We start from the raw sequence: 24,398 nt of genomic DNA, 5'->3' as shown, positions 1-24,398 counted from the left end.
GATTTATGAATCCTCCTTGATTTTTTTAGGGGCAACCGCTACACGGTAGCTCGGAACATCAAGCACCCTTGTGACGGCATCAATGATGGTTTTTTTTATTTGAACGTTGTCCACTCCCTGAGCGACAACGAGTACACCGCGGATATCGGGCTTTTTCGTCTGGACGACGACCGGGGTTTCCTGGTCCCCGTTTCGAATCATGACAATTTGTTCTTCAGAGGTTTGATCGGTTACGCTTCTTTTGCCGCCTTCTTTATCGGTTTCTTCAGTGGTGGTGTCTTTTTTCGTTTTATTTTTCTCAAACACTTTCAAAGATGTTGCGTCTACGTTTACGACAATTGAGACATCCTCCACGCCGATAATCGTTTCAAGGATTTCTTTCAGCTGGTTTTCATAGTCTCTTTCGTAATCATCGATAGTGGTTTTTGCGCTGCCGTCTTTCGATGCCTTAAAAACGGGTGCGCTTTTTTGCCCGCTTTTGTCTTCCGTTCGGCCGGACATGACGGTCTGCACCGCTTGGTCCTTCCCGGTATTCTCCGGTGAAGAGAACAGCTGGCTCACCAGCATAAAAGATACTCCGAGCACAAACACGAACAGAAAGTAATGATATTTTGTCAGTTTTGGTTTTTCTCCGTCTTTCGCCTGTCCGATCATCAGCTGTTTTTTGAGTATGGTCCATAGTCCGTTTTTATTCATGGCCGTTTTTCTCCCCGCCTTCCATATAAACCGTAATTTTCTCACTGCCGATTTCCCATATATCCGCAAGTCTTTCTTTGATGTCTGCGGCCTCTTTTTTGTCGGCTGCGCCTTCCGGTTCGTATTTGCGGTCTGTGCGGATGTCGATCGGTGCGACGGTTTGCACGGTTTTTTCAGAAGATGGGGCCATATACACGCTGATCGTTTTTACATCTTCTTCTGAACGAACCTGTTCTTCCGCTGTAAGGCGGATGTCGTCTATTTTGTATTCGTCATGACTGAACATCTCCTCCGCTTTCTTTTTTAGTTGGACAGCCATTTCTTCTAAAACATATGCGCGGTTTGATGCTTGTATTTCTTTTTTTTCTGATTTAATTTGATTTTTTATATCAGCGGATTGAGATTGCTCTTGTTTTGTCAAATAATCGAAGATGATTTCCGGGTCTGTTTTGAAAAGTTTGAATATCGGGTTGAGCATGACAATGATTAACAGCAGGCTGACAACCATCTTGGCGTATTTTTGCATACTGGAGCTGGGCAGCAGCATGTCGATGACGATGGCGAATAAGATAAATAAAATAATGCTTGTCAGCCATTCTGTTAAAAAGCTCATATCCAATGGGCCTCCTTTATTTCATCATCATGGTGAGGTTGCCTGCTGTAATAATGACTGTGATGCTGAGGAAAAACATGAGAGAGACGATGGCGAGCGCCGCGAAAATATACAGTACGCTTCTGCTGATGACGCCGAGGCACGTAATGACGGGCCCGCCTCCGAGCGGCTGCAGAATAGCGGCCGCGAGCTTATAAATAAAAGCGAGCGAGAGCACTTTGATCGCCGGAAACGCGGAGATGCAGATCAAAATTCCGACTCCGAGGATTCCCACGGTGTTTTTTAATAGGAGCGAGGCGCTGATGACCGTATCCGTCGCATCCGTAAACATCCGGCCGAGCACGGGAATAAAATTGCCTGTTATAAATTTTGCAGTCCTGAGCGTAATCCCGTCCGTCACGGCAGCCGAAGCCCCCTGTACGGAGATGACGCCGAGAAACACGGTGAGAAATACGGCAAGCGCGCCGATCGCGATATTTCTGAGCAGATTGGCAAGCTGCGTGACTTTATATTGATCCGTCATCGTGCTGACGATGCTTAAAATCGCTGACAGGAAGATAAGCGGCATGACGATGTTTTGAATGAGAAGGCCGCTCGTATTCATCAGAAATAAAATAACGGGGTGAAAAAAAGCTGCGGAAACGGCTCCCCCGGAAGACGCCAAAAGCGCAAGTAAAAGCGGGATGAGCGCGAGAATGAAGCTTGTCATCGTCTGGATCGCTTCACTGGCATAATTAACGGCAACATGAAAGCTGTTTAAAGCGAGAATAATCAGCACCATGTAGACGATTGCATAAGCCACTTTGCTGACGGTGCTCTGCTGGAACGCATTTTGCAGGAGCTGCAGAATGACACAAAAAATGGTGAGAAGAATCAAAGTTCCCAGAAGCTTTCCGTTTGCGAGCACTTCATGAAACAAGTATGAAAATAAAGCCTTCAGCCATGCCTCCGGCGAGAACGTTTTTTCTCCGTTAATAAAGTCGATGATGCTTCCCTTTTGGCTTTCAGGCAGAAGACCGCCGTATTCTGTCATGATGTCGTCCCAAAACTTTCCGATGCCTTCTGTTTTCAGCGCTTCGGCCTGCTTTTTCGCCACTTCATCAGCGGATTCTTGGTGAACTGCGGTTTCCTGCGACGCACCGTCTGTTCCGGCAGCTTGTACACATTCAGTCTGAAAAAATAAGAGGATGAACAAAAAAGCTCCCGCCCACCGAAAGCGCTTCATTTTTTGTGCCCCCCTTTCCATTTTATTTTTGATCAAGAAGGAATAAGTCCGAGAATCGTTTCAATAATGACGGTGAGTATCGGCACGGCCATTACCAGTATCAAAATTTTTCCGGCCAGCTCTATTTTCGAAGCGATCGCTCCCTGGCCCGCATCCTTTGTAAGCTGCGCTCCGAATTCAGCGATGTAGGCGATGCCGATAATTTTTAAAATGGTTTCCACATAGACCATATTGACATTTGCATTGACGGCTATTTTTTCTATCATTCTGATAATGTCGTAAATCTGGTCGATGAGATAAAGAAAGATCACGCAGCCGCTGAAGACGACAATCATAAACGCGAAAGTCGGTTTCTGTTCTTTTACGATCAGGGAGAGAAATGTGGCGATCAGGCCTAAACCTACAATTTGAACAATCTCAATCTGTAAGCCCCCCTATCCTTGGAATAGAAACACAGCTTTGATCTTTTTGAACAGGTCATCGACAATCGTCGCCACCATAAATAAAATATAGATAAAGCCAAGCAGCGTCACCCACTGGGCGTATTCTTTTTTTCCCATTTGATCAAGTATGGTGTGCAGAAACGCAACCACGATACCGACTCCGGCGATTTGAAAAATGACATTTACGTCGACTCCCATTTTATGTTTGCTCCCCTCATGTTTACATCAATAGAAGAATGAGTAACAGTCCGGCTAAAAATCCTAAGCTTTTCACCATTTTTTCATTTTTCGCCTGCGCCCGTCCGGCATCCGCTTCCGCCGCTTCCAAATGTGTAAGCGCAAGCTTGATATGTTTCTGCTGAGAAACACGGTCATGGAGCCCGAGCGTCTCTCCGAATTGCTTCAGCACATCATATTCGCTTTTTTTCATCGCCATGGACGACCAATTATGTTTCAAGCTCTGTTCCCAAGCCGTTTTGGCGGAATCGCTTCCCTGCTCAAGCCTTCTGCTGAAAGCTTGAAACAATAACGATACAGGTTTGGAAAGCTGTGCAGCAATTTGTCCCGAGGCGGTATGCAGCGGTGTATGCCCGAACATGATTTCCGCTTCAAGCGATTGGAGCGCCGCGCGCAGCTGACGGATCTGCCTCGGCCTTTCTATATACATTTTGGCGATCTCAAATCCGGTCCAAGTCGTCGCTGTCAGAATAAACACGGCACCCAAAAGCTTCAGCATGTCATCACGCTTTCAGCATGCGGAACAGGTTCCCCGTCCTTTCCGTACATCCTGCTGATCGTTCCCGGACCGCGGCGCCTTGACAGTTCAACATATCGGTCAAACACGTTTTCCTCCCAAAGCATTTTCAGCGACGGCCTCTTGACCAAGTCTTTCATATTCCACCCGTGCGCAGATACGATAACGGATACGCCCGCATGGAGCGCCTCCAGCAGCGCTTGTGAGTCTTCCATTCTCCCGATTTCATCCACAATTATGACATCAGGACTCATAGAGCGAATCATCATCATCAGCCCTTCCGCCTTCGGACAGGCATCAAGGACATCGATTCTGCGGCCGAAACTGTGCTGGGGAATGCCCCGCAGGCAGCCGGCAATTTCCGAACGTTCATCTACGATACCTGTCTTTTTTGCGGGAATGCGTTTTGATCCGGTGCTGGAGAGCCGGGCCAAATCACGAAGCAAGGTCGTTTTCCCCGTTTGCGGAGGACCGATGATCAGCGTATTCAGCCAGTTTTCTTTCCATAAGAAAGGAATGAGCGGTTCTGCGATTCCCAGCTTCTCCCGGGCGATTCGGATATTAAAAGAAGTAATATCCCGGAGTCCTTTGACGGCTCCGTTTTCGACGATGACTCTTCCGGCCAGCCCCACACGGTGGCCTCCTCTGATTGTGATATATCCTTTTTTCAGCTCTTCTTCCAGCGTGTACATACTGTAATTGCTGAGCCGGCTGAGGATCAGCTGTGCGTCGCCGGCCGTACAGACATATGACAAATACAAAGGTTGTCCTTTTTGGATCAGTTCAACCGGCCTGTCGACACGTATTCTGATTTCTTCTGTATCCCGCCTCGCTTCTTCGGGCACGGCGGAGATGGCATCTCTCAATAATTCAGGGAGAACCTCTGTAATCTCATTCAATAGAGTCTCCTCCTTTTTTACCGATTGGCTTCTTTAAAATGTATGATCCGGGACAGACTTTATGACACCCCGGCCCTCTATTTATGCACACCGGCCAAAATCAGCACCACTCCCGCAAAAATCAATATTAATTTTGCATATGAGAGCTGTCCGGCAATCTGATAAATGCCGATCGTCATTGTGATGATAAAGATCAGCGGGCCGACGATTGCCAAAATACTATTCACTACAACCGCTTTTCTGATGTCGTTTGTCAAAAGCATGATAATAGCGGCCGATAATTCAATGAGCGAGGACAAAACTCGTAAACCGGCCATCGTTAAAACAGTAGAATTGATTGAACCAAACAAAAATTTCATTGCAATCCCCCAACTTCAAGCATTTTGTTACACTATATGCTCTAGCTGACGGAAGTAGTCTCACTATTTTCATATAGAAGAAAGATTCAGGCAGAACGCAAAAAAAAGCCTGCCCCGTAAAAGGAGCAGACTCCGAATTTCTTTGACTACGCTCTTGACACGTAAGAGCCGTCTGATGTATTTACAACCAGCGTATCGCCTTCGTTCACGAAAAACGGTACGTTTACGACAAGACCTGTTTCCGTTTTGGCAGGTTTTGTGCCGCCTGACGCCGTGTCGCCTTTAATTCCCGGCTCTGTTTCAACAACTTTCAGTTCAACTGTGTTCGGCAGTTCAATACCGAGCGTTTCAGACTGATACATCATGATGTGCACAGACATATTTTCCAGAAGATATTTTAATTCTTCTTCGATTTGGTTTTCGTTCAATTCAAGCTGTTCATATGAGCTTGTATCCATGAACACGTGCTGATCGCCGTTGGCATAAAGATACTGCATCGTTTTTGTTTCGATTTGCGCTTTCGCGACTTTTTCACCTGCACGGAATGTTTTCTCCTGGATAGCGCCCGTGCGCAGGTTACGCAATTTAGAACGGACAAATGCCGCTCCTTTTCCCGGCTTTACGTGCTGGAAGTCAACGACGCGCCAAATGCCGCCGTCTACTTCAATCGTTAGTCCTGTACGAAAATCGTTAACTGAAATCATGTTTGATGTCCTCCTATATTCCGATCACAAAATAATTAATTCTTTAGGGGAATGCGTAATTGTCCGGTTGCCGTCCTCAGTAATGATGATATCATCTTCGATTCTTGCGCCCCCAACTTCCGGTATGTATATGCCCGGCTCAACCGTTACCGCCATGCCCGGCTCAAGAACGGCCGATGACCTGAAAGACAGCCCCGGTGATTCATGGACTTCCATTCCAAACCCGTGTCCTGTCGAATGGCCGAAATACTGTCCGTAGCCTTTTGCGGTGATGTGATCCCTCGTCAGGGCGTCCGCTTCTTTTCCCGTCATGCCGGGTTTAATATGCAGGACACCAAGCGCTTGGGCATCGTATACGACCTGATAAATCTCTTTCAGTTTATCACTTGGCTCTCCGACCGCGACGGTGCGTGTGATGTCAGAACAATAGCCTTTATAATAAGCGCCGAAATCGAGCGTGACCAAGTCTCCCTTTTCAATCAATTTGCCGCTTGCCACTCCGTGGGGAAGGCTGGATCTGACTCCCGAGGCGACGATCATATCAAAGGAAGAGCCGTCTGCTCCTTGACGTCTCATATAAAATTCAAGCTCGTTTGCAACTGAAATCTCTGAGATGCCCGGTTTGATAAACGTCAGAATATGTTCAAACGCATCATCCGCAATCTTCGCAGCTTCCTCTAATATCTTAATCTCTTCACTTGACTTAATCAAGCGCAACTTTTCAACGGAATCCGCGACGGGAACCATCTCCGCTTCCTGCAGCACCGCTTGGTAGGATGCATATGTTCCGTACGTCATGCTGTTTTGCTCGAAGCCGAGCTTTTTAATGCCGTACTCAAGAATCGTATCCGCAGCCGTTTGGATTAAGCTTCCGCCGTGCTCGATAATGTCAAAACCCTTCACTTGCGTCTTCGCCTGCTCGGTGTAACGGAAATCCGTGATAAATGCCGCACGTTCTTTCGATATGACCGCAAGGCCTGACGAACCCGTAAATCCCGTCATATACTGCAGATTGGCGGAGCTTGTCACCAACATTCCGTCTATATCCAGCTGACCGAAAAGATTTCGCAATTTCTCAAGTTTCATTCCCTTTCTCCTCCTCGCCGATTCTTGACTGCCGCCTGACAATGCGGGAGCATCCCCGCCCGGTTTTCAGCATAAAAAATGTTCACTTCTCGTGAACATTTTACCATACCGGACAGGGATTATACACTTATTCACTTGTTGCCAAGCGCCCTTGCAAGCTTGTCTGACGTAAGTTCATTGTAGTTGAAGGAAATTGAGTAGCCGACAAACAAACCGTACAGAATGTAAAGGCAAAGCGTCGTCACGATTGTATCTGATTTCAATTCAGTGACGGATTTCACATCTTCGAAAATCGGATTGAATAAGAAAAAAACCGCACACCATAAAATGACGCCGTACACCATCCCCGGCCACATGGTTTTAAAACGTTTCAGGCAGACGAAATAAATAAACGCCCCGGCAATTGAAATGAATCCGATGACAACGATGCTGACCATCGTGCCGAGCCATTGTTTTTTCCATTCTCCGATCATAAACGGCTGAAGAATCATGTTGGGGCTGATCTCTGAAAAATGAAAGACATACCCGAGATAGCCGATCAAACTCCAAAATACGCCGCCGGCAAATCCGATACCGCAAATTCTGCCGGTAAATGAAACAGGCTGCTGATCATCATCCTGCTTCTTTTTTTCTTCCTGTTCTGAATGTTTTTCGCTTGTCATCATGGCACCTCCAGTCATAGACTGCCCCAAAATTGAAAAGTCATAAAAAGCTGCGCCATATTTTCATTCAATGAGTAAAATCTAAAGAAACGGGGTATACTGCATGTAGAAAAAGCATTGATTTTCCGGCTGTCTAACTAGAGGTTTACCGCGGTTTCCTGTACAATAGAGTGAAAGGAAATGGTTAGTAAATCCTAAAAAAACAGGCAGGTTGATAAACAATGTCCAAACAAAAAACGCCCCCTGCTTACGGCGGGCAGGCTGTCGTTGAAGGGGTCATGTTCGGCGGCAGAAAAAATTATGTTACCGCCATCCGCAGGAATGACGGAAGCATTGATTTTTTCAAGCTTCCGAGAGTGCCGAACGCCAAGCTTTCGGCTTTAAAAAAGATTCCTTTTTTGCGGGGAATCGTCGCCATCATTGAGGCGAGCGCCAACGGCACAAAGCATTTAAACTTTTCCAGCGAACGTTACGGGCTTGATCCTCAAGATGACGCAAAGCTGGAGCAGGAAGATAAGAAAGGTTCGGGCTTATCGATGTTTTTCAGCCTGGCGGTGATCGGCGTTCTGTCGTTTTTGTTCAGCAAATTCGTTTTTACGCTCGTCCCGGTCTTCTTAGCGGAGCTTGTAAGGCCCGTATTTTCCTCAGACGCCGCGCAGATCGGAATCGAAAGTCTGTTTAAGCTTATTCTGCTTCTCGGCTACATTTATTTTTTATCAATGACGCCGTTAATTAAAAGAGTGTTTCAATATCATGGAGCCGAACATAAGGTCATAAACTGTTATGAACAGAATTTGCCAATTACAATAGAAAATGTTCAGAAACAGTCACGGCTTCATTACCGTTGCGGTTCAAGCTTTATTTTATTTACGATCATTGTCGGCATGTTCATCTATTTACTCGTTCCGACAGATCCGCTTTGGGTGCGGATTTTAGACAGGATTGCGCTTATACCGGTCGTTCTCGGCATCTCCTTTGAAGTGCTCCAGCTGACGAACAGAGTGCGGAATATCCCCGTTTTGAAAGTGCTCGGTTATCCCGGCCTGTGGCTGCAGCTTTTAACGACAAAGGAACCGGCGGATGACCAGGTCGAGGTTGCCATAGAAAGCTTTAACGAGCTTCTCAGACTGGAAGACATTTCAGAACAGAGCGAAAAACCGTCTCACAACGTAATCTGAACCGTTACCGTTATTATTTTGGAGGTGGGCAGTTATGAATCATCGTGTACAACCTTTTTTTGCTGTATTGATAGCGCTTGGCGCATTCGGTTTCATTTATGCGGCGGTAACCAACCCCGGGCAGATGATTTCAAGAGCGATCACCGTTATTATCGCAGGCATCATAATTTATTTTATCGTGAGGACGGTCCTGAACCGCCGCACCGGCCGTGACGGAACCGCTTTCAGAAAAGCGGCCAGACAATCGCGGCTCCGAATGAAGGAGCAAAAAGCGAAGCACCGCGCCGGACACAGAGGCCGGGTCAGCCATTTGCGGAGCGTGCCGAGCAGCAGCAGACCGAAGCCGATGATTCTTAAGAAAAAAAGCCAGACCCAGCTTACCGTCATAGAAGGCAAAAAGAATAAAAAGAAAAACAGAGCGCTTTTTTAATAGCTCCATTGCTTCAAAAATTGCTCTGTTCTGCTTTTTCCTAGCTCAATGAGAGCTAGTTTTTTTTGCGGTGTGAGATAAAACTCCGTCGCCATCACATGTTCCACCGGAATAAAAATAATATTCTGTTCGTACTTTGTCGCGATATGCCTGGCATCATGAGCGTCTTTCATCGTTTCAAACAAAGCCCCGAACAGCTCAAAAGCGTTGCGGATTGATTTTTTCGGGCGCTCTTTTTCGTTTGGCGAAAGCGAAATTCCGATGACCGGCCGTTTGCGTTCTTTTGAATACAGCCAAATCGGGAAATTGCTTAACACGCCGCCGTCAACAACCGTTGAGCTGCCTTTTTCTGTCTTCAGTTTTATCGGTTCAAAAAAATAAGGAATGCTGCAGCTCATTCTGACGGCTCTGGCAACCGGGAACATCTCCGGATTTAATCCGTAGCGGGGAAGATCGTCAGGAAGCACGATCATCGTTCCGTTCGTCAGATCTGAAGCGATGAGACGGAGCGAGCCTTTTTTCAAATCGCCGAACGCGATGATGCCCTTCGCTTTTAATTTATCCGCAATCCATTTTTCCAGCATATCGCCTCTGTATAGTCCGAGGCGCCAATATATCGACACCCACCGCAGGATTTTCAGCGGGAGGAATGAGTATCTCTGATCAAGCAATTGCCTTCCGTCCACCTCATCTATGATGGAATGAACCTCTCTGCTCGTATAGCCCGCAGCGATAAATGCGGCAATAATTGCGCCGGCGCTTGTTCCGGCGAGCCTTTCAAAGCGAAAGCCCTTTTCTTCCAGCGCTTCATAAGCGCCGGCAAGCGCCACCCCTTTTATCCCCCCGCCCGAAAATACGCCGTCAATCTGCATAGCGCGCCCTCTCCCTTCCATCTCAAGGTGTATTATTATTTTAAGAAACGGCTGGGCGAAATAGACCAAAGAATGAAGACATTAAAAAAAGGGCGCCCCATTTCGGGCTGCCCTTTATTCACCGGGATTTTCGGTTTTTTTCTGTACGGATTTCAATTCTTTTTTCCGGCTTTCGTCATCTTCAAAATACTGAACGAGGTCGCCGATGCGGTCAATGCTGTTCCAGCTCAGATGATGTTCGATTCCTTCAACATCATTGTAAATCTTCTCTTCATCAACACCAATGATTCTTAAAAACTGCTCAAGCAATTCGTGTCTGTATACGAGCCGTTTGCCGATCTTTTTGCCTTTTGACGTCAATACGAGCCCGCGATATTTTTCATAAATCAAATACTCGTCTTTATCTAGTTTTTGAACCATTTTCGTTACAGAGGAGGGGTGGACTGCCAAAGCTTCCGCGATATCAGAAACCCGTGCATATCCTTTTTCTTCTATCAGCATATAAATCTGTTCAATATAATCTTCCATACTTGGTGTTGTCATAAGTAACCCTCCCAAAAAGCACCTTAACTTTATAAACCATTACAAGTTTACACTAACGGTCATGAAAAAACAAGGATGCTTCCGGTCTGTCAAGCCTTATCAGCGCTTATAATTCCATTCATCGGACGCGTATTTCGTCTCAGCCAGCTCATTGACAAATGCAAGCTCTTCAGACGTGAGTGTGTAGGGCTCAAGATGTATGTTCAGCCCTTCCTCAAAACCGGCTTTAAAAGCGATTCTGGCCTCATCCATCGTTACCCGTTTCGGCGCTAAGGCGTTGATGGCTACCGCTTTGTTTTTGAAATTCCGCTGCATGCGTTCACGGACTCTGTCGCTCGGATATAAAAACAGATCAAACAGCTTATCCTCATCAATGTCAAGCAGGATGGAACCGTGCTGAAGAATGACGCCTTTTTGGCGTGTCTGTGCGCTTCCGGCAACTTTCCGTCCTTCGACGACCAGTTCATACCACGAAGGCGCATCAAAGCAGACGGACGAGCGCGGATTTTTCAAGCTTTCTTTTTCTTTCTCCGTTCGCGGAATCGCAAAGCAGGCATCAAGTCCAAGGTTTCTGAATCCCTGCAGAATACCTTCTGAAATCACCCGGTACGCCTCTGTCACCGTGGCCGGCATTTCCGGGTGATCCTCTGAAACGATTACGCTGTATGTCAATTCTTTATCATGCAGAACACCCCGTCCGCCTGTCGGTCTTCTGACAAACCCGAGGCCGTGTTTATGTACTGCATCAAAGTTAATTTCCTTCTTAATATTTTGAAAATACCCGACAGACAAAGTTGCCGGATTCCAGCCGTAAAAACGGATCACCGGTGGAATTTTTTTTTGGCTGTGCCAATATAAAAGCGCTTCATCCAGCGCCATGTTAAATGCCGGGCTTTCATTCCCTGAGTCAATAAACCGCCATGTTTCTTTTTCCATACACTGAACCCTTCTTTATCGTTTTAATAAAATCAGTTTAACAAACTGCCTTGAAAATGAAAAATATTTCGTTTCATTAAGGATGACAATCGCTTCATGCTTTACTATAATAGTATTTGTCCCAAAACGTCCGGTAAGCCTTGTTTTCAGGAAGCAGGGTTTTGATTTTATAAGTTAAAGGAGTAGAATCGCATTGTCTAATATGATTGCTTTAATTATTGTTGCTGCGTTTATCGTTTATATGATCGTGTCGTATTTTTACCAGCAGCGTTTAATGAAAACACTTACGGAAGAGGAATTCCGCGCGGGCTACAGAAAAGCGCAGCTGATTGACGTCCGTGAACCGAATGAATTTGAAGGCGGCCATATTCTCGGCGCGCGCAACATTCCGCTGTCACAGCTGAAACAGCGCAAAAGTGAAATCCGTCCTGATAAACCCGTTTATCTGTACTGCCAAAACAATGTCCGCAGCGGACGCGCGGCACAGACGCTCCGCAAACACGGCTGTAAAGATATTTACAACCTGAAAGGCGGATTTAAAAAATGGGGCGGAAAAATTAAAGCAAAAAACTAATCATAAAAAAAGAGCTTCCGTATAAAACGGACAGCTCTTTTTTTACACCGTGTCAGCGGCTGCCGTCAAGTGTACGTTCGTATTTTAAAACGGGCTTTCTTGCCGCCTTGGTTTCATCCATTCTTTTGACAACTGTTGTATGCGGCGCTTCCTGAACGATTTCAGGCGATTCCTCCGCTTCCCGCGCAATTTGAATCATGGCATCTATAAACGCATCTAGCGTTTCCTTTGATTCCGTTTCCGTCGGTTCGATCATGATGCTTTCTTCAACATTGAGAGGAAAATACACAGTCGGCGGATGATAGCCGAAATCCAAAAGCCGTTTGGCAATATCAAGCGTTCGTACGCCGAGCTTTTTCTGCCTTCTTCCCGATAACACAAATTCATGCTTGCAATGACGGTCATACGGGAGATCATAATAAGGCGCGAGTCTTCTCATCATATAATTTGCATTTAAAACCGCGTTTTCGGTCACAGCTTTTAAGCCGTCAGGCCCCATGGACCGGATATACGTGTAGGCTCTGACATTAATGCCGAAGTTGCCGTAATAAGGTTTTACACGCCCGATCGACTGCGGCCGGTCATAGTCAAAAGTCAAACGCCCCTCTTTTTTCGTGAGAACGGGTTTCGGCAGATACGGAATGAATTCTTTTTTCACTCCGACCGGACCTGAGCCCGGTCCTCCCCCGCCGTGCGGCCCGGTAAATGTTTTATGCAGATTAAGGTGAACGACGTCAAATCCCATATCTCCCGGTCTTGCTTTACTTAACACGGCATTTAAATTCGCTCCGTCATAATAAAGCTTTCCGCCGGCCTGATGGACGATTTCAGCCATTTCCGTAATGTTTTCCTCAAATAACCCGAGGGTGTTCGGATTCGTCAGCATCAGCGCCGCTGTTTCTTCGTTTACCGCTCTTTTCAAATCTTCAATGTCAACCAGCCCGTGCTCATTTGACTTGACGGTAATCGTTTCAAAACCGGCGACCGTGGCTGATGCCGGATTCGTACCGTGGGCTGAATCAGGGACAATCACCTTCGTCCGTCCGAAGTCTCCCCGCGCTTCGTGATAGGCGCGGATCATCATCAGGCCGGTCCATTCGCCGTGAGCGCCCGCCGCAGGCTGCAGCGTCACCTCGTCCATGCCCGTAATCTCCTCCAAGTGTCCGCTTAAATCGTATAAAAGCTCAAGCGCCCCCTGAACCGTGTCCTCGTCCTGAAGCGGATGAATAGCGGAAAAACCTGCGATCCGGGCAATTTTTTCATTTAATTTCGGATTGTATTTCATCGTACAGGAGCCGAGCGGATAAAAGCCTGAATCAACTCCGTGGTTCCTCTTAGAAAGAGCGGTATAATGCCGCATAATATCGAGCTCTGATACTTCCGGCAGCTTTGCGTCTTCATCGCGGATATAGTCACCGGGAAGAAGACTTTCAAGCTCTGTTTCCGGCACATCAAGCTCCGGAAGGCTGTAACCGATACGCCCTTCGCGGGACATTTCAAAAATAAGCGCCTGATCTTGATTATTCATGTTGATCCCCCAATCCCGCAATAAGCGAATCGATCTCTTCTTTTGTTCTCAGCTCTGTGACGGCAATGAGCATATGCTGATTCAGTTCCGGATACGCAAGGCCTAAGTCATATCCGCCGATTATGCCGTCTTGCAGAAGCCGTCGGTTTGCTTCCTTGACGGGAAGATTCAGCCTGACGGCAAATTCATTAAATATCGGGCCGTCAAATGCTACGTGCAAGCCTGCTTTTTCCGCTTGGCGTCTCGCGTAATCAGCTTTCAATATATTTTGGCGGGCCATGTCTTTGACGCCGTTTTTTCCGAGCGCCGTCATCGCGACTGAAGCCGCTAAAGCATTCAGCGCCTGATTTGAACAAATGTTAGACGTGGCTTTGTCTCTTCTGATATGCTGCTCGCGCGCCTGAAGAGTGAGAACAAAACCTCTTCGCCCGTTTTCATCCTCCGTTTGGCCGACAAGCCGGCCCGGCACCTTTCTCATCAGTTTTTTCGTTACTGCAAAATAGCCGCAGTGCGGGCCGCCGAACGCCGCAGGTATGCCGAAAGGCTGCGCGTCCCCGACGACGATATCAGCTCCGTATGCCCCGGGCGGTCTCAAAATACCGAGCGCGAGCGGGTTTGAAGAAACAATCAGCTGGCTGTTTCCTTTATGTGCGAGCGGCTCAATGTCCTTTAACGGCTCGATTTGTCCGAAGAAGTTCGGATACTGGACGATCACGGCGGCCGTTTCATCACAAACGGCATGTTCCAATGCTTCAAGATCTGTGACACCGTTTTTCGCAGGCACCTCTACAACCTCAATATATTGGCCCTTTGCGTATGTTTTCAAAACATCCCGCGATTCCGGATGAACGGCTGCGGAAATAACGATTTTTTTCTTTTTCGTATGTCCCGACGCAAGCATCGCCGCTTCCGCCAGCGCCGTTCCCCCGTCGTACATAGAGGAGTTTGCGATATCCATTCCCGTTAATTCACAGATCATCGTTTGAAATTCAAAAATCGCCTGCAGCTCTCCTTGTGAGATTTCAGGCTGGTAAGGCGTATATGCCGTGTAAAACTCTGATCGGGATATCACATGATCGACGATAACCGGCTGGTAGTGATCGTACACTCCTGCGCCCAGAAAAGATGCATATGTAACAGCGTCTTTATTTTTCGCCGCAAGCTTTGTCAGCTCTCTCGTCAGCTCTGTTTCTGATTTTGCTTTTTTAATTTGGTAGTCTTTTTGAAACCGTACATTTTCCGGAATATCGGCAAACAGTTCATCAATTGTTTCTGCGCCGATGGCTTTCAGCATTTCTTTTTTATCCTGTTCTGTCGCGGGCAAATATCGATGCTTCATATGACTCTCCTTTTTCAGCTCTGTTTTGGACGTTTATAAAACGGTGTTCGGACAATCTTCGCTTTTACCGTTTTTTTACGGATTTCCACTTCTACTTCCGTTCCGACTTCACTGAATTCCGTTTTGATTAAGGCAAGGCCGATATTTTTCTTTAAAGTCGGAGATTGCGTGCCTGTCGTGACTTCACCGATCGGAACACCGTCTTTTTTCACGGCGTACCCGTGTCTCGGAATCCCTTTTTCAATCATCTCAAGTCCGACCAGCTTTCGCGGGGCTCCTTTTTCTTTCTGTTCGCGCAATACAGACTTCCCGAAAAAATCGGAATCTTTCTTGTGTTTCACGGCAAATCCGATTCCGGCTTCAATCGGTGTAATATCTTTCGTCAATTCCTGACCGTATAAAGCAAGCTTCGCTTCAAATCTCAGCGTATCACGGGCGCCGAGGCCGCACGGAACGAGGCCTTCATGCTCTCCCGCTGCAAGTATCTCCTTAAATAGATGAACCGCATCTTCATTGCGGCAATATAACTCAAATCCGTCTTCACCGGTATAGCCTGTTCTTGAAAGCAGGACTTGTCGTCCGGCAACGTCCGCCTCGTCAATAAATGTAAACGGCTTTAAGGAGGACAAAGCACATTCAGTCAGCTTCGTAAGAACCGACTGAGCATTCGGCCCCTGAACAGCAAGCAGTGAAATCCCGTCAGACTGATTCGTCAGCGTGACATCGCCTTCCGTATGTTCCGTCAGCCAAGCGATGTCCTTTTCAATATTAGACGCGTTAATCACGAGCAGATAGCAGCTCTCGCTTTTCTGATAGATCAGCAAGTCATCCACCGTACCGCCGTCAGGATAACACATGGCGGTATAAAGCGCGTTTCCCGGCTTTAAATCGGCAACGTCATTTGTCATCATTTTTTGGAGAAAAGACAGGGCGTCTTTACCGGATACTTCAACTTCCCCCATATGGGACACATCAAACAGGCCCGCTTTTGTGCGGACGGCTTCATGCTCCTCTTTAATAGAAAAAAATTGAACCGGCAGCTCCCATCCTCCAAAATCAATCGTTTTTCCGCCGTATTCTTTATACACGTCATAAAGCGGTGTTCGTTTCAGCATCATCTTCCCCCTTCAGTCATTGGTGCATTGTAAAAACATATAAAAAAGGACAGAGAAACACCTCATGAAAATGAAGGTTTCTCTGTCCCGGCACCTGAAAGTTTACTTTATGAACATATCATAAAGACGTCCCCTTTGGTGGCCTGCTTCTTCTAAGTGCAGACACTCTCCAGAGTTGCGTCGAGCAAGAGTTCTTTTGCCTGAGAGATTCACTCCGCAGTTTGCTCCTTCGGCGCCCGGACGCCCATCTTTCGTCCGAGTCTCTCCCCTTGCTGTCATTCGCTCATATTTACCAATTTTATGGACATACTAAAGCAATATCTTTTAGTGAAATCATTACTTATATCCTACCACCCTCATTTACGTCCGGCAACAAAAATTATGATAAATCAGTTTTTTAAAAGAAAGGCGGTTTTGTTACATATGACAGCAGAGATCATATTTGATGCAAACTGGCCGGGAGAGTTTTCTGAGCGGCTGAAAACGGACGGTCCCTGGTCAAATTGGGAGATGTACAAACTGTCGGCTGAAGTCCAGCAGACCCTTGCCATTCCTGAATTTGAAGGATTGAGGGCTCCTTTATACCTGCCCGATTTCACTCCGCTTCCCCATCAGCTTGAGGTCGCGCAGAAAGTCGTTGAAAAAATGAACGGCAAGGCGATTTTGGCTGATGAAGTGGGGCTCGGAAAAACGGTGGAAGCGGGCCTGATTTTAAAAGAATATATGATTCGCGGGCTGGCCAAAAAAATCCTGATTCTTGTGCCGGCATCACTCGTTTCCCAGTGGGTGAAAGAGCTTCAGGAGAAGTTTTTAATACCCGCTGTTGAACAGAAGAAAAGCTATGTGTGGGAACAGTGCGATATCGTCGTTTCTTCTATTGATACGGCCAAACGCTCGCCTCACAAAGACATTGTCCTTTCTATTCCGTATGATCTCGTCATTATTGACGAGGCGCACAAGCTCAAAAACAGCAAAACGAAAAATTATGAATTTGCGAGAAGTCTTGTGAAGAAATACTGCCTGCTTTTGACGGCAACGCCGATTCAAAACCGGATCGAAGAAATCTTCAATTTAGTGTCACTGTTAAAGCCCGGCCATTTAGGAAACGAAAGCGGATTTCAAGAAACCTTCAATCAGAAGGACGGGATTGACGCTCATGAGCATTTGAAAGAACTCGTCAATAAGGTGATGATCCGCAACACGCGGAGCGACACCGGCCTTACATGGACGAAGCGCCACGTGGAAACAGTGCCGATCACCTTTTCACCGACGGAACAGGCGCTTTACGATGACATCGTCGCACTGAAAAACGGCACGGAAAAGCCCGCAAGCGCATTTTCCATTATGACGCTGCAAAGAGAATGCTGTTCAAGCAGGGAAGCCGTGTATATGACGCTCAAAAAAATGCTTGACCAAAAAGACAAACAAGCGCCCGCATTCGATGATCAGACGATCGCTAATTTAATGGACCGCATCAATCAAGTCACGCAAAACTCAAAAGCGATTCAAGTTGTTGACTTGATCCAAAAGATTAATGATAAAGTCATTATTTTTACTGAATACAGGGCGACACAGATTTACCTGCAATGGTTCCTTCAGCAGAACGGCATAAGCTCCGTTCCGTTCAGAGGCGGATTTAAACGCGGAAAAAAAGACTGGATGAAGGATCTCTTCCGCGGCAAAGTGCAGGTGCTGATCGCTACAGAAGCCGGAGGCGAAGGGATCAACCTGCAATTCTGCAACCATATTATCAATTATGACCTCCCGTGGAACCCGATGCGGCTTGAACAAAGAATCGGAAGGATTCACAGACTCGGTCAGGAAAGAGATGTTCATATCTACAATATGGCGACAAAACATACGGTGGAAGAGCATATCTTAAAACTTCTGTATGACAAAATTCATTTATTTGAAAATGTCGTCGGAGAATTAGATGACATCTTAACAAAAATCAAAGTGAGCAATTTTGAAGACCATTTGCATGATATTTTATGCCATTCGCTGACAGAGGAAGAAATGAGAATCAAAATGGACAATCTCACCTCTTTTCTGTCGTACGGTACGGAAAAGCCCGCCAGAAAAAAAGGATCTTAATCTAAAAGGAGGAAGCGCGACATGAGACAGCAGGAGGTTCACGAATTTTTACTGCGCTTTTTTGAAGCGAACCACTGTCCGATTACAGAACACGGGCCGGGTTTTATGACGGTTCAGTTGACGGTCGAGATGGACAAACAAATTATGAACCGCCCGTTTTATTGGCATTGGCGTGAAAAAACGGGCGGCGAACCGAACCCGATGAAGATCACGTTCATCACTGATAAAGAAACGGCTCCGGAGGATATGGACGGCGAATTTATTTACTTTGGAGCCCCGCGCCTCTTTCAAATCTTTCAAGCAGTTAAACAAAATGGGAGATTTACAAGAATATATGAGAAAATTGTATCAGCCGGAGCCAGAGTGCCGCTTCAGCCCTGGCTTGGATTAAATGTAGTGATTTCATACCAATCCGACATGAAAAAAGACAGACTTTTGTCTTTAGGCCTGCATCTTGTATCTGGAACAATTATAGAAGGGTTTCAGCAGAAGCTTGCACCGCTTCCGCTGACCTCGCAAATATCAGACTATTGCTTTACCATATCGCCGATGATTAAGCCGGAAAGCGGAATTAAAAGAATGGAGCATTACTTAAAAGACGCTGCCGCCAAAGAGCCGTCAGACTGGGCTGACAGCGCGATCGCCAGATGGAAAAAGGACCTCAGGCTGCTCGATCAGTTTTATGAGCAGACAGAGGAAAAACCTGAGGAATACCATTTGGAAAAACAAGCGCTGAAAGCCTTATATCAGCCGAACATTCACATTCAGATTGAAAACGGCGGTTTATTTTTCCTGCAAAGTAATTTTTCTGGATAAGCGTTATCCATTCGACACCTTTCCCGTTTTTTCTGGAAATTCTATATTATAATAAAAGTATATAGAAAAAATTTCTGGCGTTTCGCATGCGATGAATCACTTCCAGACATGTAAAGATAAGGTCATGGGCGGATTGGCTGAAATACATAAACAAGTATTTTAGGAGGAGAAAATGCATGAAAAATGCAAAAATGGAATTTTCGCAATTAGATAAGGAATGGGTTGAGCTGATATTAGAAGCCCAAAAAGCAAATATCAGCCTAGAAGAAATACGCAAATACCTGCTTTCGCATAAAAAGTCTTCTCAACATATCCAGGCAGCCAGAAGTCATACCGTAAATCCTTTCTGAATGTGCTATAATATCACAAGGAAGGTGATGACATTGATTGGCCAGCGTATTAAACAATACCGAAAAGAAAAAGGCTACTCACTATCAGAACTAGCTGAAAAAGCTGGGGTAGCGAAGTCTTATTTAAGCTCAATAGAACGAAATTTACAGACGAACCCCTCCATTCAATTTCTCGAAAAAGTCTCCGCTGTTCTGGACGTCTCGGTTCATACTTTACTTGATGAAAAACATGAAACCGAATACGATGGTCAATTAGATAGTGAATGGGAGAAATTAGTTCGCGATGCGATGACATCCGGGGTATCAAAAAAACAATTTCGTGAATTTTTAGATTATCAAAAATGGAGAAAAGCGCAAAAAGAGGAGTAGTGCCGCCATATGTGCACAACTCCTCTTTTAACTGTCCGACTTTCGGATTAGTTTTTATCCTCACTGTGAGCCTTTTCATTTTCCTTGACGTAACCGTCTTTATCCGTATGATCTTTCGTAATGGTCAAGCCGTTCCATTGCGTTGCTTCAAAAGAGAATTGAAGAGAAATCGCATTGCCTTGGAACTTGTTTTGCACACTTAATCCGTCCGCAGTTTTTGCGGTGTCATTTTTAAATTGGATTTCCATTCTCACCTGGTCATAATCAGCAGGCGTTTTCGGAACTCCGTCGTACTCAGGAGCTGTTTTGCCGTTAATGGTTGCTACATTGACTTTTCCGCTCTCACTCAGGAATTTCGGATCAATGTGCTTGCTGATCGCTTCGGCAGCTGCTTTATCCTGTTTTGTTGACATTAAGTATAAGTCTTTCAGGCTGGCCGCCTTCAAAATGATATTTTTAGGATAGCCGTTGCCCCCTTCTTTACCGACTGTCAGAACCGTAATTTCAAACTGACTGAGGAAATCCTCCGCAGATTCATTTCCTTTCTTTGCTCCTTTAAAGTCAGTAAAATTCAAAGCCATCAGCACTTCTTTAATGGCAAGTGAACCGTTGTTTCTGAATTCAAAATCTTTCGTCAATTTATCACCTGGTTTTAAGTTTGACAAATTGACATTGGCTGATTGTTCTTTAGCCGATAAATCAAGTGTTCCTGACGCAAATGTAGCGTCTGTCGACTTCACATCATTAAATGCGGCCCATGTGCCTCCTCCTACTAATGCTAAACCGAGTGCGGCTGAGGCAACGCCCAAGCTTAATTTCTTTTTCATACCCATGTCTGTACTCTCCCCTTACTTTTTATTTTTGTTATCAAATCCTGTCGCCAGGTTGCAACCGTATTCATGTAGAGATGGTTCCCTTTTTCGCATGTTCTTCCAGCGCTTTCGTTTTCCGCTCAATATCGCGGAGGGCGCTGACAATGACTGTTATTGAGTAAATCAAAAGCATGACGCCGGGAACGATTAACAGAATCGCCGTTCCGATCGGCTGGCTGGCCAAATGTATGACATATCCGGCATACGGAAGCTGATATCCCGTATACTGGGCCGCCACTTTTTCAGCTTGAACGGGTGCGGCATCCGGGGCGGCATTATGGTCCCCTTTTGTCTCAAACAGCAGGCTCCCGTCCTTTTTTGTGATCCCGATTATTCTGTGTGTGACGGCTGTTCCGTCATCTTGGGTAAAGGTGATCACATCCCCTTTTTTTAAGTCATTCACGTCAGAAATTTTCTTTACCGCTATGAGCGAACCCGTCTTAAATTCCGGGTCCATTGAACCCGACAGCACGGATTTCAGCGTATAGCCGAAGATGGCCGGCTCACCCCCGGAAGCCCGGGTCGAAATCACCGTTAACGTCAGCACAATAATCAAGCTGAAGATGACGGCATACAAAATATTACTGATCAGTTTCAGCGTTTTTTTCATGTTCTTCCCCGCTTTCTTTTACCGGCTCAGCCGGCTCTTTCTCCGTTTTCTTTAGATCGGAAACGGTCGCCTGTTCCCGGCATTTGACGAGTTTCATCGGTTTTGACCACTCAAATTTTTCTTCGTCCGCCGGATACCCTTCAGGCTTGTAAACCTTGAATGCGTATATGCCCGGCTGCAAAGACCGCTTTGACTCAATTTTATAAATCGTTTTGCTTTTTTTATCAGTAATAAGCCCTTTATCCACAACATTGCCGTTTCGTAAAGGCTGCTGCTGAGAAGCAATTTTATGGAGCTCCCATTTCCAGTCAGAAACAGTCCGCTCTTTTCCCTTATTCTCCAGCTCGGCATAGAGCTGAAGCGGCGCACACACGGTGCCTGACGTATCAGTTTGATTTGTTATATGTAAATCACTTTGATCCCAGCGTTCGTCATAACGGCAATCGTCATCCGTATATTGAAAATCTCCGCACGTTTGAACCTGGAGACTGAAGCTTTTCACATCATTGAAGGAGGAACTTGTATCACCTGTGAACTGAGCACATATCGTCACGGACAGGCAAAAAATGAACGAAAGCCGTAAAAATAGCATCATCCGCCATCTCACCTTGCCCTTTTTTTCCATTCGCAACAATCGGAACATGCCTTACCCCCTGTAAAACTGTTAATAAATATGACAACCGTTCTCTTTAAAGAACTGTATGAACAAAGTATAATCAAGGATTATCGTCTTGAAAAATGTCAAAATCGGTCAAATTGTTCGTTTTTGAGAATGGTATCTTTTAAAAACAGCGTTTTGCTTCAAATTACACACCTTTTTGGAATTTTTTCTAATAAAACGTGAGAAAATAACGAGGTGCCTAGAACAAAATGGAAAGTATATACAGCGAAAGGACGAAGAATGATGATCAAACAAAGTCTGATTTGCCTTTCTCTTCTTGTTTTCGGGGTTTCAGGAACAGCTCAGGCGGAAACGGTGCCTTATTATGCTGTTCACCATAAATCAAAATGGGAAAAGTTAGCAGAAAAGGAAGCTAAAAAAAGATATCCGCTCGCCCAAACGTTATTTATTCAAAAGGTGTGGGATCGGAAAAGAACGGACGAAGCAGTCAAGCAATACCACTTGACATTGCGGGATGGCGAAAAAGAATTTGGCGTGTTTGTTACGATTTCTTTTAATCCCTACAGCCAAAAGGTAAATAAAATTGCCGTCATTGAGGAATACCAATAAGGCCCTCCTGTATCAGGAGGACCTTTCGTGTGATTCACTTTATTTTTTCCGCTGCATCCACAGCTTAAAACTATACGGCAATATTCCGAACCAGTGCTGAGAAGCCGGCACTTTCTTTTCTTTCCGCACTTCTTTTCGCTCTCTCCGTTCCTGTTTCGGCGTATCGAAATATTTAACGAATTGCTCAGTCATATATTTTACATAATCATTTGTTTTCACGGCTCTCACCTCATAGTGCTGTCTTTACTATGAAGTGTTGTCCCGCCGCCTCTTTTTTATACTTCCGTCCATTGAATCAGCTGTTTCTTCTTCTGATCGAACAAAAGGTGAGCCTCCCGTCTCGTTCCTGTCGTGGTTTCCGCCTGAATTGTAACCTGAACCGTTTCCCGCCGATCACTCCCCGTGATGTGAAAAGAAACGGTGCCATACGGAAAACGCTGTGTACCAGTTTGGACCCTTTGTCCCTGTGTCATATGGCGGCTTGACAGCAGCGCGCCGTTTTGGAGCAGGTTCTCTCCGGTCCAGTACTCCCCGGCCTCTTTTGCAAATGTTTTTCGGGTGATGAAATCAGATGAAGTATAGCTGATGACAAGTAAAACTGCGGCAGAAACAAACAGAACCGCGGGATATATAAAACCGTCAGATTTGTACATTTAATCACCTTTAAAAAAGCTGTAAACCGGAATGACCGCCTGATTCTTTTTACCTGCAACGCTTGAGATCTCTAATAAGAGCAGGCCGTTTTTCACATCAGCCGTTAATGATGCCGCGTTTTGCAGGATCGGCACGTGGCCTTTTCCGTTTACTCTTTTCCTTATCATCTTATGATAAATTTCAAAACGCACTTCTTCGCCTCCTGTTTTCCGGCATGCTAACGCCCGTCCGCCGTCCGCCGGCTTCACAGTCTCAGCCTGTTTACATTCGTTCATGATCTGCTGAACGGCAATTTGATGCTCCCGGCTGTCTAATCCGCCGTTATCGGTCCGGTTTGATAAAAACAGATGTAAAATCGGGCCCAAGGTGCCTGATAGGAAAAGACAGACTGCCAAGGAGAACAAAACATTAAGAAGCGTAAAGCCAGTCTGTTTTGAGAATGCTGAGGCACATTTCTTTTTCGCTGCGGTCAGCCGTACACACTTTGTAATACTCACCATCCTCCTTCCACTTCACACCGGGAGACGGCGGCTTTTTTCCGGTCATCATATAAGTGCTGATATGTTTCTGAAGAAGCTGGTACGCTTCATGGCGATCTTCTATTTTCAGACCATCAGTCAGCATGCCCGTCCAGACCGGAATGATAGACGTCATAAGGAACAGCCAAATGGCCATTGCTGATAGTGTTTCAATAGTAGAGAACCCCTTATTTCCGTTTAGCATGGACATTTCCGCTCCCTAAGTAAACTGTGATCTCATAGGTGAACCCGGCGCTCTTCAATTGAATCTTTCCTCCCGAATTCGGATGGCCTTTTTCGTTAAATTCAAGGCTCTCCGGTAAAGTCACAAGTGTAATGTGAAGCGAATCAAAGGAACGCTCGACAATCCTTCCGCCTGACTGCAGTTTGTATTTATGCTCTTTTGGAAGAAAAGTGATCTTTGTTCTTTTATGTTCTGCGATAGCCGTTTCCTGAGCAAGCTGAATATCTTTTTGGAGCTGTTCTGTTTTTTGCCGCACGGCAAGGTGGGTGTAGACCGGCGGAACCGTCGTGAACAAAACCGTCAGCAGGACGGACGCCAGGCTTAACACAATCAGGCTTTCAAGAAGGGTAAACCCATTTTCTGTCCGCCTGTTATTGTTCAACTGTAACTTCTCCGCCACTAATTAAGATCTGTTTACCATTCGGGCAGGCTGTATTCTTTTTGATATACCCCTCTGATTGTAAATCGTTCATATCCGGCATTTTACCTTCATGGTCGATTTCGTACGCCGTCACTTGGGCTTTCACCATATTCTGCAGTCCTTCACAGCCTTTATGCTGAATGCTTTGATTATGTTTTGTAACGTTAGGAATGGTGATTAAAAGCAGAATGGAAACGATAAATAAAACGATCAGCATTTCAATTAAAGTAAATCCATCTTGATTTTTCAGACGAAGCACTCCC

General features: G+C 45.8%; 34 protein-coding genes and 1 riboswitch. Of the genes, 8 read left to right on the top strand and 26 right to left on the bottom strand.

Annotated elements, in window-relative coordinates; all coding sequences use genetic code 11:
• Nucleotides 1–3: 3 nt before the first annotated feature.
• From spoIIIAG to BGM27_RS07220, 11 genes are all read right to left on the bottom strand, one after another.
• On the bottom strand, nucleotides 4–696 hold the full coding sequence (gene spoIIIAG / locus BGM27_RS07270; protein ID WP_007408345.1) for a stage III sporulation protein AG: 693 nt from the start codon (nucleotides 694–696) through the stop codon (nucleotides 4–6).
• The gene (gene spoIIIAF, locus BGM27_RS07265) at nucleotides 689–1,309 is read right to left on the bottom strand and encodes a stage III sporulation protein AF (protein WP_007408344.1); all 621 of its coding nucleotides are present in this window, start codon (nucleotides 1,307–1,309) and stop codon (nucleotides 689–691) included. Before spoIIIAF ends, spoIIIAG begins: the two co-directional genes overlap by 8 nt.
• 16 nt (nucleotides 1,310–1,325) lie before the next feature.
• A complete protein-coding gene (gene spoIIIAE / locus BGM27_RS07260; protein WP_003153145.1) occupies nucleotides 1,326–2,534 on the bottom strand; it encodes a stage III sporulation protein AE in 1,209 nt (402 codons plus the stop codon).
• 32 nt (nucleotides 2,535–2,566) lie between these two features.
• Nucleotides 2,567–2,956, bottom strand: coding sequence for a stage III sporulation protein AD (spoIIIAD, locus tag BGM27_RS07255; RefSeq protein ID WP_071392571.1), 390 nt, complete (start codon nucleotides 2,954–2,956; stop codon nucleotides 2,567–2,569).
• Between the two features lie 12 nt (nucleotides 2,957–2,968).
• Nucleotides 2,969–3,175: a stage III sporulation protein AC gene (gene spoIIIAC, locus BGM27_RS07250; protein WP_003153142.1), complete on the bottom strand. Its 207-nt coding sequence runs from the start codon at nucleotides 3,173–3,175 to the stop codon at nucleotides 2,969–2,971.
• 22 nt (nucleotides 3,176–3,197) lie between these two features.
• A complete protein-coding gene (gene spoIIIAB, locus BGM27_RS07245) occupies nucleotides 3,198–3,713 on the bottom strand; it encodes a stage III sporulation protein SpoIIIAB (protein WP_007408343.1) in 516 nt (171 codons plus the stop codon).
• Nucleotides 3,707–4,630, bottom strand: a complete 924-nt coding sequence (gene spoIIIAA, locus BGM27_RS07240) for a stage III sporulation protein AA (protein ID WP_007408342.1) — start codon at nucleotides 4,628–4,630, stop codon at nucleotides 3,707–3,709. The genes spoIIIAB and spoIIIAA overlap by 7 nt, the downstream gene beginning before the upstream one ends.
• A 77-nt stretch (nucleotides 4,631–4,707) precedes the next feature.
• Nucleotides 4,708–4,989 carry a YqhV family protein gene (locus tag BGM27_RS07235; RefSeq protein WP_003153124.1) on the bottom strand — a complete coding sequence of 94 codons (282 nt, stop codon included), beginning with the start codon at nucleotides 4,987–4,989 and terminating at the stop codon, nucleotides 4,708–4,710.
• 146 nt (nucleotides 4,990–5,135) lie between these two features.
• The gene (gene efp / locus BGM27_RS07230; protein ID WP_003153123.1) at nucleotides 5,136–5,693 is read right to left on the bottom strand and encodes an elongation factor P; all 558 of its coding nucleotides are present in this window, start codon (nucleotides 5,691–5,693) and stop codon (nucleotides 5,136–5,138) included.
• Nucleotides 5,694–5,717: 24 nt separating this feature from the next.
• Entirely contained in the window at nucleotides 5,718–6,779 is a 1,062-nt protein-coding gene (locus BGM27_RS07225; RefSeq protein ID WP_003153122.1) for a M24 family metallopeptidase, read from the bottom strand.
• A 131-nt stretch (nucleotides 6,780–6,910) separates the two neighbouring features.
• Nucleotides 6,911–7,441 carry a YqhR family membrane protein gene (locus BGM27_RS07220; RefSeq protein ID WP_003153121.1) on the bottom strand — a complete coding sequence of 177 codons (531 nt, stop codon included), beginning with the start codon at nucleotides 7,439–7,441 and terminating at the stop codon, nucleotides 6,911–6,913.
• Nucleotides 7,442–7,662: 221 nt separating this feature from the next.
• Between BGM27_RS07220 and BGM27_RS07215 the strand changes: the two genes are divergently transcribed.
• Both BGM27_RS07215 and BGM27_RS07210 read left to right on the top strand, forming a co-directional pair.
• A complete protein-coding gene (locus BGM27_RS07215; RefSeq protein ID WP_007408341.1) occupies nucleotides 7,663–8,619 on the top strand; it encodes a DUF1385 domain-containing protein in 957 nt (318 codons plus the stop codon).
• A gap of 34 nt (nucleotides 8,620–8,653) precedes the next feature.
• On the top strand, nucleotides 8,654–9,049 hold the full coding sequence (locus tag BGM27_RS07210; protein ID WP_007408340.1) for an SA1362 family protein: 396 nt from the start codon (nucleotides 8,654–8,656) through the stop codon (nucleotides 9,047–9,049).
• Here BGM27_RS07210 and BGM27_RS07205 read toward each other — a convergent pair.
• From BGM27_RS07205 to BGM27_RS07195, 3 genes are all read right to left on the bottom strand, one after another.
• Complete coding sequence (locus BGM27_RS07205) at nucleotides 9,046–9,921, bottom strand: patatin-like phospholipase family protein (protein ID WP_007408339.1); 876 nt, start codon at nucleotides 9,919–9,921, stop codon at nucleotides 9,046–9,048. The two genes, BGM27_RS07210 and BGM27_RS07205, sit on opposite strands and share 4 nt — an antisense overlap.
• A gap of 114 nt (nucleotides 9,922–10,035) precedes the next feature.
• Nucleotides 10,036–10,464 (bottom strand): transcriptional regulator MntR, encoded by a 429-nt coding sequence (mntR, locus tag BGM27_RS07200; protein ID WP_007408338.1) that lies wholly within the window; start codon nucleotides 10,462–10,464, stop codon nucleotides 10,036–10,038.
• 99 nt (nucleotides 10,465–10,563) lie between these two features.
• Nucleotides 10,564–11,400: a lipoate--protein ligase family protein gene (locus BGM27_RS07195; protein ID WP_003153114.1), complete on the bottom strand. Its 837-nt coding sequence runs from the start codon at nucleotides 11,398–11,400 to the stop codon at nucleotides 10,564–10,566.
• A gap of 193 nt (nucleotides 11,401–11,593) precedes the next feature.
• On the opposite strand from BGM27_RS07195, the gene BGM27_RS07190 reads away from it, so the two are divergent.
• Nucleotides 11,594–11,974, top strand: a complete 381-nt coding sequence (locus BGM27_RS07190; RefSeq protein WP_007408335.1) for a rhodanese-like domain-containing protein — start codon at nucleotides 11,594–11,596, stop codon at nucleotides 11,972–11,974.
• Between the two features lie 52 nt (nucleotides 11,975–12,026).
• Here BGM27_RS07190 and gcvPB read toward each other — a convergent pair whose 3' ends face one another.
• The 3 genes from gcvPB to gcvT are packed head-to-tail and all read right to left on the bottom strand — an operon-like array spanning nucleotide 12,027 to nucleotide 15,956.
• Complete coding sequence (gene gcvPB, locus BGM27_RS07185; RefSeq protein WP_007408334.1) at nucleotides 12,027–13,502, bottom strand: aminomethyl-transferring glycine dehydrogenase subunit GcvPB; 1,476 nt, start codon at nucleotides 13,500–13,502, stop codon at nucleotides 12,027–12,029.
• Nucleotides 13,495–14,841, bottom strand: coding sequence for an aminomethyl-transferring glycine dehydrogenase subunit GcvPA (gcvPA, locus tag BGM27_RS07180; RefSeq protein WP_007408333.1), 1,347 nt, complete (start codon nucleotides 14,839–14,841; stop codon nucleotides 13,495–13,497). The genes gcvPB and gcvPA overlap by 8 nt, the downstream gene beginning before the upstream one ends.
• 14 nt (nucleotides 14,842–14,855) lie before the next feature.
• Nucleotides 14,856–15,956: a glycine cleavage system aminomethyltransferase GcvT gene (gene gcvT, locus BGM27_RS07175; RefSeq protein WP_007408332.1), complete on the bottom strand. Its 1,101-nt coding sequence runs from the start codon at nucleotides 15,954–15,956 to the stop codon at nucleotides 14,856–14,858.
• A gap of 178 nt (nucleotides 15,957–16,134) precedes the next feature.
• Nucleotides 16,135–16,235: riboswitch (glycine riboswitch) on the bottom strand.
• 144 nt (nucleotides 16,236–16,379) lie between these two features.
• On the opposite strand from gcvT, the gene BGM27_RS07170 reads away from it, so the two are divergent.
• From BGM27_RS07170 to sinR, 4 genes are all read left to right on the top strand, one after another.
• Nucleotides 16,380–18,050 (top strand): DEAD/DEAH box helicase, encoded by a 1,671-nt coding sequence (locus BGM27_RS07170; RefSeq protein ID WP_007408331.1) that lies wholly within the window; start codon nucleotides 16,380–16,382, stop codon nucleotides 18,048–18,050.
• A gap of 21 nt (nucleotides 18,051–18,071) precedes the next feature.
• Nucleotides 18,072–18,866 (top strand): YqhG family protein, encoded by a 795-nt coding sequence (locus tag BGM27_RS07165; RefSeq protein WP_007408330.1) that lies wholly within the window; start codon nucleotides 18,072–18,074, stop codon nucleotides 18,864–18,866.
• A gap of 176 nt (nucleotides 18,867–19,042) precedes the next feature.
• Nucleotides 19,043–19,216 carry an anti-repressor SinI gene (gene sinI / locus BGM27_RS07160; RefSeq protein WP_003153105.1) on the top strand — a complete coding sequence of 58 codons (174 nt, stop codon included), beginning with the start codon at nucleotides 19,043–19,045 and terminating at the stop codon, nucleotides 19,214–19,216.
• A 33-nt stretch (nucleotides 19,217–19,249) separates the two neighbouring features.
• Entirely contained in the window at nucleotides 19,250–19,585 is a 336-nt protein-coding gene (gene sinR / locus BGM27_RS07155) for a transcriptional regulator SinR (protein ID WP_003153104.1), read from the top strand.
• 47 nt (nucleotides 19,586–19,632) lie between these two features.
• On the opposite strand, the gene tasA is transcribed toward sinR, so the two are convergent.
• The 3 genes from tasA to tapA form a co-directional block, all read right to left on the bottom strand.
• The gene (gene tasA / locus BGM27_RS07150) at nucleotides 19,633–20,418 is read right to left on the bottom strand and encodes a biofilm matrix protein TasA (RefSeq protein WP_007408329.1); all 786 of its coding nucleotides are present in this window, start codon (nucleotides 20,416–20,418) and stop codon (nucleotides 19,633–19,635) included.
• A gap of 64 nt (nucleotides 20,419–20,482) precedes the next feature.
• Nucleotides 20,483–21,067, bottom strand: coding sequence for a signal peptidase I SipW (sipW, locus tag BGM27_RS07145; RefSeq protein ID WP_007408328.1), 585 nt, complete (start codon nucleotides 21,065–21,067; stop codon nucleotides 20,483–20,485).
• Nucleotides 21,039–21,710 carry an amyloid fiber anchoring/assembly protein TapA gene (tapA, locus tag BGM27_RS07140; protein ID WP_020954230.1) on the bottom strand — a complete coding sequence of 224 codons (672 nt, stop codon included), beginning with the start codon at nucleotides 21,708–21,710 and terminating at the stop codon, nucleotides 21,039–21,041. Before tapA ends, sipW begins: the two co-directional genes overlap by 29 nt.
• A 258-nt stretch (nucleotides 21,711–21,968) precedes the next feature.
• On the opposite strand from tapA, the gene BGM27_RS07135 reads away from it, so the two are divergent.
• Nucleotides 21,969–22,298, top strand: coding sequence for a DUF3889 domain-containing protein (locus BGM27_RS07135; RefSeq protein ID WP_020954231.1), 330 nt, complete (start codon nucleotides 21,969–21,971; stop codon nucleotides 22,296–22,298).
• A 39-nt stretch (nucleotides 22,299–22,337) separates the two neighbouring features.
• Here the strand turns inward: BGM27_RS07135 and BGM27_RS07130 are convergent, their stop codons facing one another.
• The 6 genes from BGM27_RS07130 to comGC are packed head-to-tail and all read right to left on the bottom strand — an operon-like array spanning nucleotide 22,338 to nucleotide 24,394.
• Nucleotides 22,338–22,517, bottom strand: coding sequence for a YqzE family protein (locus BGM27_RS07130; RefSeq protein ID WP_003153093.1), 180 nt, complete (start codon nucleotides 22,515–22,517; stop codon nucleotides 22,338–22,340).
• Nucleotides 22,518–22,573: 56 nt separating this feature from the next.
• Complete coding sequence (gene comGG / locus BGM27_RS07125) at nucleotides 22,574–22,951, bottom strand: competence type IV pilus minor pilin ComGG (RefSeq protein WP_007408325.1); 378 nt, start codon at nucleotides 22,949–22,951, stop codon at nucleotides 22,574–22,576.
• A complete protein-coding gene (comGF, locus tag BGM27_RS07120) occupies nucleotides 22,952–23,452 on the bottom strand; it encodes a competence type IV pilus minor pilin ComGF (protein WP_258566475.1) in 501 nt (166 codons plus the stop codon). It lies immediately after the preceding gene.
• Nucleotides 23,361–23,675: a competence type IV pilus minor pilin ComGE gene (gene comGE, locus BGM27_RS07115; RefSeq protein ID WP_007408323.1), complete on the bottom strand. Its 315-nt coding sequence runs from the start codon at nucleotides 23,673–23,675 to the stop codon at nucleotides 23,361–23,363. The genes comGF and comGE overlap by 92 nt, the downstream gene beginning before the upstream one ends.
• Entirely contained in the window at nucleotides 23,659–24,096 is a 438-nt protein-coding gene (comGD, locus tag BGM27_RS07110; protein WP_007408322.1) for a competence type IV pilus minor pilin ComGD, read from the bottom strand. The genes comGE and comGD overlap by 17 nt, the downstream gene beginning before the upstream one ends.
• Complete coding sequence (gene comGC / locus BGM27_RS07105; protein WP_003153087.1) at nucleotides 24,086–24,394, bottom strand: competence type IV pilus major pilin ComGC; 309 nt, start codon at nucleotides 24,392–24,394, stop codon at nucleotides 24,086–24,088. Before comGC ends, comGD begins: the two co-directional genes overlap by 11 nt.
• Nucleotides 24,395–24,398 lie beyond the last annotated feature (4 nt).

The organism is Bacillus sp. FJAT-27001, from assembly GCF_019039175.1.
Lineage (GTDB): Bacteria > Bacillota > Bacilli > Bacillales > Bacillaceae > Bacillus > Bacillus velezensis.
This window is presented reverse-complemented; position numbering and strand designations above follow the sequence as displayed.

What these genes read in the sequence shown, in the direction of transcription:
- BGM27_RS07165 (WP_007408330.1), top strand. Translation starts at nt 18,072, where the DNA reads ATGAGACAGCAGGAGGTTCACGAATTTTTACTGCGCTTTTTTGAAGCG.
- comGF (WP_258566475.1), bottom strand. Translation starts at nt 23,452, where the DNA reads ATGGTGAGTATTACAAAGTGTGTACGGCTGACCGCAGCGAAAAAGAAA.
- gcvPA (WP_007408333.1), bottom strand. Translation starts at nt 14,841, where the DNA reads ATGAAGCATCGATATTTGCCCGCGACAGAACAGGATAAAAAAGAAATG.
- spoIIIAE (WP_003153145.1), bottom strand. Translation starts at nt 2,534, where the DNA reads ATGAAGCGCTTTCGGTGGGCGGGAGCTTTTTTGTTCATCCTCTTATTT.
- spoIIIAC (WP_003153142.1), bottom strand. Translation starts at nt 3,175, where the DNA reads ATGGGAGTCGACGTAAATGTCATTTTTCAAATCGCCGGAGTCGGTATC.
- BGM27_RS07225 (WP_003153122.1), bottom strand. Translation starts at nt 6,779, where the DNA reads ATGAAACTTGAGAAATTGCGAAATCTTTTCGGTCAGCTGGATATAGAC.
- spoIIIAG (WP_007408345.1), bottom strand. Translation starts at nt 696, where the DNA reads ATGAATAAAAACGGACTATGGACCATACTCAAAAAACAGCTGATGATC.
- BGM27_RS07135 (WP_020954231.1), top strand. Translation starts at nt 21,969, where the DNA reads ATGATGATCAAACAAAGTCTGATTTGCCTTTCTCTTCTTGTTTTCGGG.
- gcvT (WP_007408332.1), bottom strand. Translation starts at nt 15,956, where the DNA reads ATGCTGAAACGAACACCGCTTTATGACGTGTATAAAGAATACGGCGGA.
- mntR (WP_007408338.1), bottom strand. Translation starts at nt 10,464, where the DNA reads ATGACAACACCAAGTATGGAAGATTATATTGAACAGATTTATATGCTG.
- BGM27_RS07170 (WP_007408331.1), top strand. Translation starts at nt 16,380, where the DNA reads ATGACAGCAGAGATCATATTTGATGCAAACTGGCCGGGAGAGTTTTCT.
- spoIIIAF (WP_007408344.1), bottom strand. Translation starts at nt 1,309, where the DNA reads ATGAGCTTTTTAACAGAATGGCTGACAAGCATTATTTTATTTATCTTA.
- BGM27_RS07195 (WP_003153114.1), bottom strand. Translation starts at nt 11,400, where the DNA reads ATGGAAAAAGAAACATGGCGGTTTATTGACTCAGGGAATGAAAGCCCG.
- sinI (WP_003153105.1), top strand. Translation starts at nt 19,043, where the DNA reads ATGAAAAATGCAAAAATGGAATTTTCGCAATTAGATAAGGAATGGGTT.
- tapA (WP_020954230.1), bottom strand. Translation starts at nt 21,710, where the DNA reads ATGTTCCGATTGTTGCGAATGGAAAAAAAGGGCAAGGTGAGATGGCGG.
- BGM27_RS07220 (WP_003153121.1), bottom strand. Translation starts at nt 7,441, where the DNA reads ATGACAAGCGAAAAACATTCAGAACAGGAAGAAAAAAAGAAGCAGGAT.
- spoIIIAB (WP_007408343.1), bottom strand. Translation starts at nt 3,713, where the DNA reads ATGCTGAAGCTTTTGGGTGCCGTGTTTATTCTGACAGCGACGACTTGG.
- gcvPB (WP_007408334.1), bottom strand. Translation starts at nt 13,502, where the DNA reads ATGAATAATCAAGATCAGGCGCTTATTTTTGAAATGTCCCGCGAAGGG.
- sipW (WP_007408328.1), bottom strand. Translation starts at nt 21,067, where the DNA reads ATGAAAAAAACGCTGAAACTGATCAGTAATATTTTGTATGCCGTCATC.
- efp (WP_003153123.1), bottom strand. Translation starts at nt 5,693, where the DNA reads ATGATTTCAGTTAACGATTTTCGTACAGGACTAACGATTGAAGTAGAC.
- tasA (WP_007408329.1), bottom strand. Translation starts at nt 20,418, where the DNA reads ATGGGTATGAAAAAGAAATTAAGCTTGGGCGTTGCCTCAGCCGCACTC.
- comGG (WP_007408325.1), bottom strand. Translation starts at nt 22,951, where the DNA reads ATGTACAAATCTGACGGTTTTATATATCCCGCGGTTCTGTTTGTTTCT.
- BGM27_RS07210 (WP_007408340.1), top strand. Translation starts at nt 8,654, where the DNA reads ATGAATCATCGTGTACAACCTTTTTTTGCTGTATTGATAGCGCTTGGC.
- comGE (WP_007408323.1), bottom strand. Translation starts at nt 23,675, where the DNA reads ATGCTAAACGGAAATAAGGGGTTCTCTACTATTGAAACACTATCAGCA.
- BGM27_RS07215 (WP_007408341.1), top strand. Translation starts at nt 7,663, where the DNA reads ATGTCCAAACAAAAAACGCCCCCTGCTTACGGCGGGCAGGCTGTCGTT.
- BGM27_RS07235 (WP_003153124.1), bottom strand. Translation starts at nt 4,989, where the DNA reads ATGAAATTTTTGTTTGGTTCAATCAATTCTACTGTTTTAACGATGGCC.
- BGM27_RS07205 (WP_007408339.1), bottom strand. Translation starts at nt 9,921, where the DNA reads ATGCAGATTGACGGCGTATTTTCGGGCGGGGGGATAAAAGGGGTGGCG.